Source organism: Streptomyces sp. MB09-01, assembly GCF_033794505.1.
Lineage (GTDB): Bacteria > Actinomycetota > Actinomycetes > Streptomycetales > Streptomycetaceae > Streptomyces.
The window spans coordinates 1-12,933 of record NZ_JARAYQ010000016.1 but is presented as its reverse complement, the minus strand read 5'-3'; the positions used below and the strand labels follow the sequence as shown (position 1 = coordinate 12,933).

Sequence of the window (12,933 nt, the reverse complement as noted above, 5' to 3'; positions counted from 1 at the left end):
CCCGGGCGCCGCGCCGGCCGGGACCTTCGGGTCAGCGCCCCTTCCGCTTGATCTTGATGCTGGCCAGGTCGGTGGACACCGACTTGAGGTCGAGGCATCCGGCGCCGAGCTTGGCGACGGCCGCCACGGCGAGCTCCTCGGCCTGCGACAGGACGAGCTCCTCGGTGTCGTCGTCGGTCGCCGGGATCAGCACACGGAAGGTGAACCCGTGCAGTCCGCGCTCGTAGTGCACCGTGCCCTCTTCGGTGAACCGGGCGCTGAGCACGCCGTGGTCGTCGACCTGGGCGAGCAGCGACGCGCGCTGCTCCTCGTCGAGGGGCGCGAACTTGCCCCGGGTGAGGACCTGGTAGGTCGTACTGCTGCTCATGATGAGAGGTCTCCAGATGTGGTTCTCGGGTTCGACTGGTCGTCAGAGGCGCGGCGCACTAGGCCATTTCCTCCCGCCGGACCCGGTGGTGCGGCAGGAGCAGCACGAGGGCGGTGACCGGGACGAGGCCACCGGCCGCCCAGTACAGCGTCTCGCTGTAGGTGGACACGAACGTCTTCGCGCGGATCTCGCCGAGCGCGCCGTTGATCGTATCCCGGGTGCCGCCGTCGGCGCCCTGCACCAGGTTGGAGCACGTGGCCGGAACCTTGGCCAGGTCGTCCTGGCCGAGTGCCTCGGTCGCACAGTCCTGGAGGTCCGAGGCCTGCTGGGGCGAAACCGACTGCACGGTGGGGGCGACCCGTTCGGCCTGCGGCCCGGCGTTGCCCGCGAGCGCCGCGAAGAAGAGGCTGCCGATGACCGCCACGCCGAGCGCGGCGCCGAGCTGGCCGGTGGCGTTGATGATGCCGGAGGCGGCGCCGGCCTCCTGCGGCTGGACCTCCCTGAGGACGAGCGCCGTCAGCGGGGGCATGAGCAGACCCATGCCGGAGCCGATCAGGAGCATGGACGGGATCGCGTGCCAGGAGGTGATGTCCGTACCGAAGTGGTCGGCCGCCCAGGCGTAGGAGACGATGCCCGCGAACATCAGGACGGCCCCCGCGAGCAGGCAGTATCGGCCGTAGAGCGGGGAGAACTTGCGGACGGCGAGACCGCCGACGACCGGCACGCACAGGGAGAACGGGATCGCTGTCAGACCCGTGTGCAGGGCCGACCAGCCCAGGCCGGCCTGGAGGTAGAGGGTCCAGCTGAGGAAGAAGCCGGCGGGAATGGCGCTGAAGAGGAGCTGCACGCCGATGCCGGCGCCGAACGCGCGGACCTTGAACAGGGACAGCGTCACGAGGGGCGAGCCGTCCTTGCGGGTCTTGTGGCGCTCGTAGACCACGAACAGCACGAGGACGGGGGCGGCGGCGACAAGCGAGACGACGCTCCAGAGCGGCCAGTCGAGCTCGCGGCCGAGGGTCAGCGGCACCATGAGCAGCAGCAGCCCGAGGATCACCAGCAGCATGCCGACGATGTCCAGGCGCTTCGCATGGGGGGAGCTCGATTCCCGCATCCACTTCGCGGCGCCGATCAGGGCCACCACGCCGACGGGCAGGTTCACCACGAAGATGCTGCGCCAGCCGAGGTCCAGCGGGCTCCAGCTGATCAGGGCGCCGCCGATGAGGGGACCGGAGACGATGGCCAGGCCGACCATGCTCGCGTAGAGGCTGACGACGCGGCCGATCTCCTGGGGGGCGAAGGAGACGTGGATGAGCGCGAGTACCTGGGGCACCATGATCGCGGCGGTGAGCCCCTGGAGCGCGCGGGCGACGACGAGTAATTCGGTGCTGGGCGCGGCGGCGCACATGGCGGACGCGAGGACGAAGCCGCTGACGCCGATGAGGAACATCCGCTTGCGGCCGAAGATGTCACCGAGCCGGCCGCCGGTGATCAGCAGGACCGCGAAGCTCAGGGTGTATCCGGCCGTCATCGCCTGGATGGCGACGGTCGAGGCGCCGAGGTCGCGTTGGATGCTCGGGATCGCCACGGTGATGATGTTGGCGTCGAGCAGGTCCATGAAGGTGGCGACCAGCAGGACGGTCAGCGCGAGCCACCGCTTCGGGTCGGGCTCGGGCGCGTCGGGGGTGGCAGGTGGGCCGGCGTTCGCCGGCTTTTCTGCCTGCCCTGCCTTGTTCATGGGTTCTTCTCCAGGTTCTCGATCGGGGGTTCGGCGGTGGGTTCCGCGGCGGGTGCCGCGGTCGGTTCGGCAGCGGTTGCGGTGCTGCGGGCGAGTGCGGTCCAGGACTTCATCAGGAGCTCCACCACGTCCACGACGGAGTCCATGCCGCTGTCGGCGGGGGAGAGCACGCGCTGGATGGACAGTCCGTCGTTCAGCGCGTGCACGATCAGGGCCAGCAGTTCCACGGGAGCCGGCGTGGTCACGCCGCGCGCGGCGAAGCCCTGCTCCAGCGACTGGGCGATCACTTCCCGGGAGCGGCGCTCGCGGTCCGCCAGTACGGGCAGCAGCTCCGGGTCGCGCAGTCCGTAGAGCCAGAGTTCGGTGCGCAGGGCGAGCCAGCTCGCGAGGTTCTCGTCGCGCCGGCGGTGCCAGGAGCGGAGGTGGTCGAGCATCTCCTCGAAGGTGGCCGCTGCGCGGCTCATCTCCTGGATCTCTTCCAGCTCGTGCTGGGTCCGCTGTTCGAGCAGGGCGAGGACGAGCTCGTGCTTGCCCTCGAAGTTGCCGTAGAAGGCGCCGCGGGTGTAGCCGGCGGCCTCGACGATCTGCTCCACCGAGGTTCCGCTGACCCCTTGGCCGGCGAACAGTGCGGCCGCCGATTGAAGGATCTGCTCGCGGGTGACCTGCCGGCTCTGCTGCCGGGTGAGTCGCTTGGTGATGGTGATCGCCTCCTTGACGCGCTTCCCAGATACGAGACTGTATCCCAATACGGAGCTGTATCTGAAACGCATTCAGGAAGGGCGGCCCGCGCCGCGGGGCGCACATGCGAACGGGCTGCCACCGGTGCCCGAAGGCGTGGTGGCAGCCCGTGGCCGAGCCGCAGGGTCAGTCGGACGCCGGTGCCGGCTCCCGGAAGCGGTTGATGACGGTGTTGTAGTTCACCGAGGAGGCCATGACGGCCACCAGGGCCTCACCCGGACCTAGTTCGGGCACCGCAACCTCGTCCAGGTGCACCGACTTGCGCGGGTCCTTGTCGCGGGTGGCGAGTCCCGCGAAGAGGTCCGTCTCGTCCTTGTGCAGGGTGACGGCCCGGTACGCGTCGGGGAGGGCGAGCGCGGCGAAGTCCTCCCGCACCCCTTCCCCGCTCACGACGGCATCGATGATGTCCTGCATGTGGTGTCCTCGGTACGGGGACGGGCGGTGGTGCGGGAGGACGGCGGCTCAGCGCACCAGACGGTTCATCAGCCGGGCCAGTTCGGCCGTCGGGTCGGCCGTGAGGCCGCCGTGCACCGGTCCGGTCTGGACGACCGCGCTGCGCGGGGCCGTCAGCCAGCCGAAACGCGAGCGCAGCGTGCCGGCGCCGGCCTGGCCGGCCTTCGGGTCGCCCGCGCAGATGGCGCGGATCGCTTCGAGGGCGTCGGTGACACCGGTCAGGTCGACGTCGGGATCCAGGGCGCGCAGGCGTGCGGCGTCGATGTGGATCTCGGCCGCGAGGAAGTCGGCCTGCTTGCAGTAGAGCAGCGCGCCGACGTTGATCCGCTCGCCGCGGTCCACGCGGGGAACGGCCTGCAGCAGCGCGTAGTCGAAACCGAGGGAAGGAGAGACGCGAGTGCTCATGCCGCCGCCTCCGGCCACCAGGTGCGCTCACCCGCGAGACGGGCCAGCAGGTATTCGCAGTAGCGTTCGCGCAGGGTTTGCGGGTCCGCGCCGTTCGCCGAGTTCATGGCGACCAGGAAATCGTCGGGCACGAGTCCGAGGATCCGCTCCAGCGCCTCCGGCGTCACGAGGGCGGCCAGCTCGGCGTCCAGGGCGTCGAGGACCGGGGGCGCCAGCGTGGAAACCCGCTCGGACAGGACGTGCGAGCCCAGTCCGTAGTCCCGGTTCGCCCAGCCGTCCACCGACGGCCACGAGTGCTGGAAGATCAGCGCCGCACCGTGGTCGATCGCCCACAACTGGCGGTGCCAGATGAGGAGGTTGGGGTTGGACCAGGTGCGGTCCACGTTGGCCGTCAGGGCGTCCAGCCAGTAGATGCGGGCGGCCTCCTCCGCCGGCGCCCGCCAGGCGATGCCGTCGTAGCCGACCGAGCCGGGCAGGAAGTCCATGGCCAGATTGGGGCCGGTGCTGGCCTGGAGGAGCTGTTGCACCTCCTGGTCCGGCTCGCGGCGGGCCAGTTCGGCGTCCACGTCGAGGAGGACCAGGTCGGGGACCCGGATGCCGAGGTGCCGGCCGAGCTCGCCGACCACGATCTCGGCGACGAGGGCCGCGCTTCCCTGGCCGGCTCCCCGGAACTTGACGACATAAGTGCCGTCATTGTCGGCCTCGACGATACCGGGAAGCGAACCGCCCTCGCGCAGGGCCGTCAAATATTGCGTTCCTTTTACTTCTTGCAGCATGTCGATCACCCTACTGGCGCAAGATGGGCCCTCCAAGGCTCTGATCGAGTTCCGGCCATTGCTCCGGCGGGTCTGTGCGGGACGGCCACGCGGGGACTCGGCGGGGTAATTGGCTGATTTGCTGCGGAGCCCCCGGAGGGAATGCGCTGTATCCCGTGAATTTCGGCCACCCATCGAACGTGGCCGGAATCCGGCTTGCAGTCACCGGTTACCGGACGCTGCGGGTGCGGGAGCGGCCGGTACGACGATCCCCGTCGCCACGTACTCGACGCCCTCCCGGACGGCGGTTCGCCACTGCCCGGTGAAGGTGTCCACCCGGCGCCCGCCGACCACCGGGCCCGGGACGTGCAGCGAGCTGCTGAAGGTGCCGCGCTCCGGATCCGGCGTGATGGTGCAGTCGCTGAAGTCCAGCAGCTGGCCCATCAGCGGGAAGCAGGTCTTGTACGTGCTCTCCTTCGCGCTGAACAGCAGCCGGTCCCAGGCCACGGCGGGGTGGGACAGGGTGAGGCGGTCCAGCGTGCGCCGCTCCTCGGGCGAGGCCACCATCCTCTCGACGCCCCTGGGCAGCGCGGAGTTCGGTTCCGCGTCGATCCCGACCGCGGCGACCTCCCTGGTCCTGGCTACCGCGGCCGCCCGGTAACCCGGGCAGTGGGTCATGCTTCCCGCCACGCCCTCGGGCCAGGCCGGCGCCCCTGCGGGGCCGGGAAGGATCGGCCCGGGCGGCATTCCCAGCCGGGCCAGGGCCCTGCGGGCGCACAGTCGGACGGTGGCGAATTCTCGTCGGCGCTTGTCGACCGCGCGCTTCACCCTGTCCGCTTCCTCCGGGTAGAGGTGGATGTCCGGCGGATCGGCGAACAGCTCCACGATCACGACGTCCGGCAGCGTACCGACGAGTAGGCCGGCCGCGGCGGCGACGGGGTACGGCCCTGGCCCCGACCCCGTGCAGGGCCCGGGGTCCGTGCTGTCCGGCCAGGTCGGCACGGGTTTCCGTACCGGATGGTGGATGCCGAGATCCGGCTCTGGAATTCCTGACACGAGCGCCCCCTCAACTTGCGTAACCAGGCATGATCATCCACGATGCATTCTCGTCGGCCTCCGAATTCCGGTGACGGATCCGGGGGTCTGGCCGAGGGTAGTTTCAATGGTCAACTACTTCGGCGGCCGGTGTGCTAGACAGGGTCTTCAGGCAAATGCATCGGGGGATGTGGATGATTCAGCGCCGTCATCAGTCGTGGCCGCATCCGGGTCGGGGCGCACGCCGGCCCGCAGCGGCCGCCGAGCGTACGGCGGCCGGACGGGTGCCCATATGCTGACCCGCCGGATCGTCCTCGGCCTTCCCGCACTCTCCGTCGGGGGCCTCTCCGAGAACTGGCTGTTACGCGAAGCCGGTGACCTCCACTGGTCTCTGATCGGCGAGCACTTCGGCCTCCCGGTCGCCGAACTCGCCGACGCCGACGGCGAACGGCTGCTGCCCGCCTTCACCCGCGCCCGGCTCACCGCGGCCGACTCCCTCCGCTTCTTCACCGAGCACGACGAGGGAGAACTGACCGGCACCCTCGCCCGACTCGACGAGCATGCCTTCGTCAGCGACATCCGCTTCGCCACGCCCACCACGTCGGTCGACGTCCGGCTCCTCACCTCCTTCGTCCGCCGGGGCCCCGGCAACTGGCTCGTCCCCGGCACCCCGCGCATCGAAGGCCTCGGTCCCGTGGCGGACGCGAGCACGGAACACCGGGGTTTCCAGGACGAGTTCCGAGCCCTGACCCTGCTGGAGCCCGACGGCGCCACCGGCCTCTACACCGACACGTACGAACTGAACCCCTTCGCGGACGTGAACGCCGCGGGACTGCTCTACTTCGCCTCGTACCCGCACATCAACGACCGCGGCGAGCGCAAGTACGTACGGTCGGTGGTGCCCGGCGGCGAGTGGGCCGTCGACGCCGTCACCCTCAGCCGGGACATCGTCTACCTCGGCAACTGCGGCCTGTCCGACGCCGTGCGCTACCGCCTGGACGGGTGCCGGCGGGAGTCGGAGGACCGGGTGGTCCTCACCTCCTCCCTCCTGCGCGAGCGCGACGGCCGGACGCTCGCCCGCCTGGAGACCGTCAAGCGGCTCGTCCGGCCCGAGGCCTTCGCGGCCCTCCCGGCCGACGGCGCGGCCCCGGTCGTGGTCGGCTCCGCCCCTCCTTCTCCCGCCGCTTCCTCCGAGCCGCCGCACGCTTCCCTGCCCGACGACCTCGAAAGCCGGCTCCTGGCCCTGCTGGAGACCGTGCTCGGGGAGCCCGCCGGCTCGCTGACCGCCGACGACGACCTGCGCCCGCGCGGACTGGACAGCCTGGCCCTGTCGGAGGCCGCCGTACGGGCCGAGGACGAGATCGGCTGCGAGATCGACCCCAGCACCCTCTTCCAGGCGTTCACGGTCACCGCCATGGCTCGCGTCCTGCGCGGCGAACGCCCGGCTCCGGCCGCGGCCTTACCGTCGGCAGCGCCGGCGGCCGAACCGCCGGCCGCGGATCGCGCCGCCATGCCGATCGCCGTGATCGGCATGGCCGGCCGGTTCCCCGGCGCGCCGAGCGTGCCCGAACTGTGGGACCTCCTGGGCCGCGACGAGGACGCCGTCCGCGACGTTCCCGCCGACCGCTGGAACGCGGCCGACCATCCCGGCCTGATCGGCAAGGCGGCCCTGCTCGACGACATACGGGGCTTCGACCACGAGTTCTTCTCCATCAGCCCCCGTGAAGCCGCCCTGATGGACCCTCAGCAGCGGCTTCTGCTGGAGACCGTGTGGGCGACGGCCGAGGACGCCGGATGCGATCCGTCCTCGCTCACCGGCAGCCGCACCGGCGTCTACGCGGGCGTGTGCCACTCCGACTACGCCGCGCTGATCGCCCGGCACGCCGGCCGGGACGAGCCGCACCTGAGCGTCGCGGTCTCCCCCTCCCTGGTGGCCAACCGCGTCTCGTACGCCCTCGGCCTGCGCGGGCCCAGCGTCGCCGTGGACACCCTCTGCTCCTCGTCCCTGGTCGCCGTCGCACAGGCCGTCGCCGCGCTGCGCGCCGGTGAATGCGACCAGGCGTTCGCGGGCGGCGTCAACGTCCTGTGCGACCCGGCCCGCCAGCACGCCTACCAGCGCACCGGCGTACTGAGCCCGCGCGGCCGCTGCCACACCTTCGACGAGGACGCGGACGGATACGTCCGGGGCGAGGGCGTCGCCGCCCTGCTGCTCAAGCCGCTGGACCGGGCGCTGGCCGACGGCGACCGCGTGCACGCGGTGATCCGCGGCGTGGCCGTCAATCACGGCGGTCAGGCCCAGTCCTTCACCGCCCCCAACCCGGAGGCGCAGGCCGACCTGCTCGTCGCCGCCTACAACGAGGCGGGCGTCGACCCGCGCACCGTCGGCTACATCGAGGCGCACGGCACCGGCACGCGCCTGGGGGACCCGATCGAAGTCTCCGGCATGGTCGCCGCGTTCGAGCGGCTCTACGCCCAGTGGGGCCACGCCCGGCCCGCCGAGCCGCACTGTGCGGTCGGCTCGGTCAAGACGAGCATCGGCCACCTGGAGGCGGCCGCCGGAATCGCCGGCATGGTCAAGGTCATCCTGGCCATGAGGCACCGTACGCTGCCGGCCGCGCGCAACCTGAACCGCCCGAACCGGATGATCAAGATCGACGGTACGCCGCTGCGGCTCCAACGCGAGCGCAGCGCATGGGAGTCGCCCGTGGGCGGCGGCCCGCTGCGGGCCGGGGTCAGCTCCTTCGGGATGGGCGGCACCAACGCACACGTGGTCCTGGAGGAAGGCCCCCGCGCGGCGGCGGCCCCCGCCACGGCCGCTCCGGTGGTCGTGCCGGTCTCCGCCCGGACCCCGCAGGCCCTGCGGGAGGCCGTGGCCCGTCTGCTGCACGCGGTCCGCTCACCGGACGCCCCGCCGCTCGCGTCGATCGCGCGGACCCTGCGCACCGGGCGCGCGGCACTGCCGTACCGCGTCGCCGTCGAGGCGTCGGACCTCGGCGAACTCGCCGAGCGGCTCGCCTCGGTACTCGACACCCCGCCGGACGCGCCCGTGAACGGGCAGTCCGAAGGGGCGGTACCGGACCGGACCGCCCCGGACGCACCGCCCGCGTCGCTGCCGACCTACCCCTTCGGCCGCGACCAGCACTGGGTGGCACCCGTCGCGGGCGCGGAACTCCTCACCACAGAGTGGGCGGACGCACCCGCGCCGGACACCGGCGACACCGGCCGGCTGCTCGTGGTCACCACCGACCCGGAACTGGCCCGTACGGTGCTCGGGGAACGCGCCGTCGCGCACGTCCCCGGGGACCCCGTACCCGATCTGGCCGGCCTCGGCGGGATCGTCGACCTCGTCGACTGGTCCGCCCCCGGCACCCTCGTCACCGAGCGCATCGCCCTGCTGCAGCGGACGCTCACCTCGAACCCCCGGGTCGGGCTGCGCTGCGTCCACGTCAGCGGCGCCGAACGCTCCGCGCTCGCGGGCTTCTACCGCTCCCTGTCCGGCGAGTTCCAGGCCCTCCACGGCCGCACCGTCCGCGTCGACGGCGGCGCCGCCGAACTCGCCGCCGCCGTCCGGGCCGAGATTGCTGCCGTCGACCGGGAGACGGAGATCCGGTACGAGGGCACGCGCCGCCGCCGGCCCGTGGCCGCCTTCGCCCCGGCGCGGGCCGCCGAGGACCTGCTCGCGGGCATCGACCGCAGCGCGGTGCTCATCACCGGCGGCCTCGGCGGCATCGGCCTGCGCCTCGCGGCCCACCTGGCCGACCGGGGAGCCCGCCACATCGTGCTCGTCGGCCGTTCCCGGGTCCCGGTCCGCAACCAGTGGGCCGCCCTCGTCGCCGCGCCCGCCACCGACCCGGCGCTGCGCGCCCGCCTCACCGCGCTGCTCGCCCTCGTCGAGCGAGGGGTGACGCTGACCGTACGGACCGACGCCCTGGAGGACGTCGCCTCCCTGCGCCGGCTGATCGGCCGGGTCAGGAAGCAGGCCGGCGGGATCGACGCCGTCTTCCACTGCGCGGGCGTGATGGACCCGCCCACGTCCTTCCTGTCCCGTACGCCCGAGGAGATCTCCCGGGTGCTGCGGCCCAAGACCGACGGGCTGCAGGTGCTGTGGGCGGCCTTCGGAGCCACACCGCCCCGGCTCATGGTGCTGTTCTCCTCCGTGGCCGGAGCGTTGCCGCCCCTCGCCGCGGGCCACCTGGACTACGCGGCGGCGAACGGCGTGCTCGACGACTTCGCCGCCGCCCACGACAGCGGTGCCTCCGGGTGCGTGGTGCGCTCCCTGCGCTGGCCCCTGTGGCGGGGCGTGGGCATGGGGCAGGAGCGTACGAGTGCGAGCGGCGCGCTCGGCATCCCCGACCTCGCCGCCGACGACGCCCTGGAACTGCTCGACCTCGCCCTGCGGGTGCCCGGCGACCCCGTGACCCTGCCCTGCCGGGTGGAGCGCGCCGCCGTGGCCGCAGACGAGCTGTTCCTGGCACCGCGGCGCGCCGCGGAGCCCCGCCCGGCGGTGTCGGCCGAAACCGCACAGGCCGAAAGCACACCGGCAGCGACCGCACCGGCAGCGACCGTACCGGCAGCGACCGTACCGGCCGTGGCCGCGCCGGCCGCGACCGCGCCGTACGGCGGGTCCGCCACGGCGGCGGCGCCGGACTGGGTGTACGCCGTCGTGGCCCGCACCACCAAGGTCGACCCCGGCCTGCTGGACGCCGACACCCTGCTCGGCGACATCGGCGTGGACTCGCTGCTGATGGCCGAACTGGTGCGCGACCTGGAGGAGATCCTCGGCCACCCGGTGGATCCGAGCCTCCTCCAGGAGCACCCGACGCTCGGCGGCCTCGCCGCCGCGCTCGGCGCACCCCCTGCCGACCTCGTACCCGAGCCCGCCGGCCCGTCCGCCCCCGTGGCGCACATGCAGCCGTCCCCGGCCCAGGGCGAACCCCGGGTGCAGGCACAGCTCCCGACCCCGTCCCCGGACGGGCGGCCGACGCCCATCGCCGTGATCGGCATGGGCTGCCGGCTCCCGGGGGCAGCCGACCCGGCACAGCTCTGGGAGGCGCTGCTGGCGGGCCGCGACCTCGTCACCGAGGTGCCGGCCGACCGCTGGGACGTGGCCTCCCTCTACAGCCCGGACGGCGGACCGGGACGCAGCCAGAGCAAATGGGGCGGATTCCTGGACGATGCCGCCCTGTTCGACCCGGAGTTCTTCGGATTCGACGCCGAGGCGGCACGCCACCTGGACCCGCTGGCGCGCAAGGCGCTGGAGGTGTCCGTGGAGTGCCTGCGGGATGCCGGGTACCGCGAGGACGAGGTACGGGGAGGGGCGGTCGGCGTCTTCGTCGGCACGCGCACGGGCAACCACCGCGCGCACCTGCAGCCCCCCGAGCGGCCCTACATCGCCGGCGTCAACCAGAACTTCGTCGCCGCCCACATCTCGCACTTCCTGGACCTGACGGGGCCCAACCTCGTGGTCGACAGCGCGTGTTCCTCGTCGCTGGTGACCATCCACCTGGCCGCCCGGAGCCTGGCGTCGGGGGAGTCGTCGATGGCCCTGGCCGGAGGCGTGGACCTGCTGTTCGACGAGGAGCCCTACCTCATGCTCAGCGCCGGCAAGGCGCTGTCGCCGACCGGCCGCTGCCGTACCTTCGACGAGTCCGCCGACGGCCTCGTGCCGGGGGAGGGCGCCGGGATGGTGCTGCTCAAGCGCCTCGACGACGCCCTGCGCGACGGGGACCGGGTGCTGGCCGTGATCGAGTCCTCGGGCGTCAACAACGACGGCCGGACCATGGGGCACACCACGCCGAGCGGCCGCGCCCAACGCGCGCTGGTCTCCGACGTGCTGACGCGCGCCGGGGCCGACGCCCGCACCGTCGGCTACGTCGAGGCCCACGGCACCGGCACGATGATCGGCGACCCGATCGAGCTCCAGGCCCTGACCGCCGTGCACCGGACGTACACCGAGGACCGCGGCTACTGCGGCATCGGCAGCGTCAAGAGCTCGATGGGGCACCTGCTCAGCGCCGCGGGCGTCGCCGGATTCATCAAGGCGGTGCAGATCCTGCGGCACGGCCGGCTCGTGCCCACGCTGCACTGCGACCGGCCGAACCCGCGCTTCGCGTTCGCCGACTCGCCCTTCTTCCCCGTCACCCGGGTCGCGGACCTGCCGCCCGGGAGCCGGGTGGGCGTCAGCGCCTTCGGCTTCGGAGGCACCAACGCCCACGTCCTGCTGGGCCCCGGAACCCCCGGGGAACCCGGGAGGCCGGCCCTGCCCAAGCCCGCCTACCGGCGCAGCAGATTCTGGCGCCGGCCCGCCGCGCCCGGACCGGCCCCCGCGCCGGTCCGCTCGGCCCGGCTCGACCTGACCTTCCCGTAACCCGGCGCGGCCGGGCCCGAACACGCCCCCGCATCGCCGACCACCAGGAGAGAACACGTGGACCGAAGGTCCGTTCGCTGTGCCCTGCACCTGAAGCGGGACAACCCGATCGTCGACGACCACCGGGTGCACGGGGTGCGAACCCTGCCGGGCGTCACCTTCCTCGACATCGTCTACCGGCTGCTCGCCGCCCGCGACGTCCCCCTGGACCGCACCGAGTTGAGCGACGTGCTGTTCGTCGAGCCGGTGGTCACCACGGACTCGTTCGACCGCGAGCTGACCGTCGACCTCGCACCCGACGGCGCCGTCTTCCGGGTGACGGCGACCAGCCGCCGGATCCGCGACGGACTGCCCGTCGACGACCACGTGACCACCCACCTCCGGGCCACCCTGCGCACCGGCCTGCCCCCGCTCACCGGCGCCCCCGGACTCCAGCCGTCCGGCACCCCGCGCGACGTCGGCGAGGTGTACGCCACCGGACGGTCGGCAGGCATCGAGCACCGGGCGTTCATGCGCTGCGCGGGAACCCTGCGGGCCACGGCGGACCGGGTGCGCGCCGAGATCGCGCTCGGCGAGGAGGCGCGGAGCACGGTGGGTGACTTCCTGCTGCACCCCGCCCTGCTCGACGGCTCGACCATGCAGTCGTACGCGCTCGCCTTCGACGGGGCGGACGCGGACGGCCGCCCCCTCATACCCCTGCACATCGGCTCCTTCCGTGCCGCCCGCACCCTCGGGGACGCCTGCACCGTCGACCTGCGCATGCACCCGGCCGGGGCGGGTGCCGGGGACGACGTGGTGAAGGCCGACATCGAACTGCGCGACGGGTCGGGCGCGTTGGCCGCCCGGTTCACGGACCTGACCTTCAAGCGCGTCCGCTCCGCCGCGGCGATCACCCGGCTCGCCGCCGAGCGGACGGAACCGGCCCCGCGGGCCGCGGCCCTCGCCGTAGCCGCGCAACCCGAAGGCCCCGCGGACCCGGTCCGCGCCGACGGCGGACCGGTGGACATCCGCGCCGAGGTGGTCGAGCTGGTCCGCCGGGCGGTCGGCGACCCCGCACTGGCGGTGGAGGGCGACCGCG

8 protein-coding genes and 1 pseudogene are annotated in these 12,933 nt (G+C 72.8%); 2 read left to right on the top strand and 7 right to left on the bottom strand.

What is annotated here, in order from left to right; translation table 11 throughout:
* Positions 1-31: 31 nt before the first annotated feature.
* The 7 genes and pseudogenes from PV721_RS05690 to PV721_RS05660 all read right to left on the bottom strand — a co-directional run bounded on the left by PV721_RS05690 (position 32) and on the right by PV721_RS05660 (position 5,344).
* Positions 32-367 (bottom strand): DUF6204 family protein, encoded by a 336-nt coding sequence (locus tag PV721_RS05690; protein ID WP_073920094.1) that lies wholly within the window; start codon positions 365-367, stop codon positions 32-34.
* A 58-nt stretch (positions 368-425) separates the two neighbouring features.
* On the bottom strand, positions 426-2,102 hold the full coding sequence (gene facT, locus PV721_RS05685; RefSeq protein WP_319721713.1) for a factumycin efflux MFS transporter FacT: 1,677 nt from the start codon (positions 2,100-2,102) through the stop codon (positions 426-428).
* On the bottom strand, positions 2,099-2,848 hold the full coding sequence (locus tag PV721_RS05680) for a TetR/AcrR family transcriptional regulator (protein ID WP_319721712.1): 750 nt from the start codon (positions 2,846-2,848) through the stop codon (positions 2,099-2,101). The genes facT and PV721_RS05680 overlap by 4 nt, the downstream gene beginning before the upstream one ends.
* Before the next feature lie 136 nt (positions 2,849-2,984).
* A pseudogene (locus PV721_RS05675) lies at positions 2,985-3,254 on the bottom strand (crotonyl-CoA carboxylase/reductase); the annotation flags it as partial.
* Between the two features lie 48 nt (positions 3,255-3,302).
* The gene (locus PV721_RS05670; protein ID WP_319721711.1) at positions 3,303-3,698 is read right to left on the bottom strand and encodes a DUF3037 domain-containing protein; all 396 of its coding nucleotides are present in this window, start codon (positions 3,696-3,698) and stop codon (positions 3,303-3,305) included.
* Entirely contained in the window at positions 3,695-4,474 is a 780-nt protein-coding gene (locus tag PV721_RS05665) for a HipA family kinase (RefSeq protein WP_319721710.1), read from the bottom strand. Before PV721_RS05665 ends, PV721_RS05670 begins: the two co-directional genes overlap by 4 nt.
* Positions 4,475-4,675: 201 nt before the next feature.
* The gene (locus PV721_RS05660) at positions 4,676-5,344 is read right to left on the bottom strand and encodes a 4'-phosphopantetheinyl transferase family protein (RefSeq protein WP_319721709.1); all 669 of its coding nucleotides are present in this window, start codon (positions 5,342-5,344) and stop codon (positions 4,676-4,678) included.
* A gap of 436 nt (positions 5,345-5,780) precedes the next feature.
* Here PV721_RS05660 and PV721_RS05655 point away from each other — a divergent pair, with 436 nt between their 5' ends.
* Together PV721_RS05655 and PV721_RS05650 are read left to right on the top strand one after the other, a co-directional pair.
* Positions 5,781-11,855, top strand: a complete 6,075-nt coding sequence (locus PV721_RS05655) for a beta-ketoacyl synthase N-terminal-like domain-containing protein (protein WP_319721708.1) — start codon at positions 5,781-5,783, stop codon at positions 11,853-11,855.
* Between the two features lie 57 nt (positions 11,856-11,912).
* Positions 11,913-12,933 (top strand): polyketide synthase dehydratase domain-containing protein (locus PV721_RS05650; protein ID WP_319721707.1); only part of this gene is annotated, 1,021 nt, incomplete at its 3' end.

What these genes read in the sequence shown, in the direction of transcription:
- PV721_RS05670 (WP_319721711.1), bottom strand. Translation starts at nt 3,698, where the DNA reads ATGAGCACTCGCGTCTCTCCTTCCCTCGGTTTCGACTACGCGCTGCTG.
- PV721_RS05655 (WP_319721708.1), top strand. Translation starts at nt 5,781, where the DNA reads ATGCTGACCCGCCGGATCGTCCTCGGCCTTCCCGCACTCTCCGTCGGG.
- facT (WP_319721713.1), bottom strand. Translation starts at nt 2,102, where the DNA reads ATGAACAAGGCAGGGCAGGCAGAAAAGCCGGCGAACGCCGGCCCACCT.
- PV721_RS05690 (WP_073920094.1), bottom strand. Translation starts at nt 367, where the DNA reads ATGAGCAGCAGTACGACCTACCAGGTCCTCACCCGGGGCAAGTTCGCG.
- PV721_RS05665 (WP_319721710.1), bottom strand. Translation starts at nt 4,474, where the DNA reads ATGCTGCAAGAAGTAAAAGGAACGCAATATTTGACGGCCCTGCGCGAG.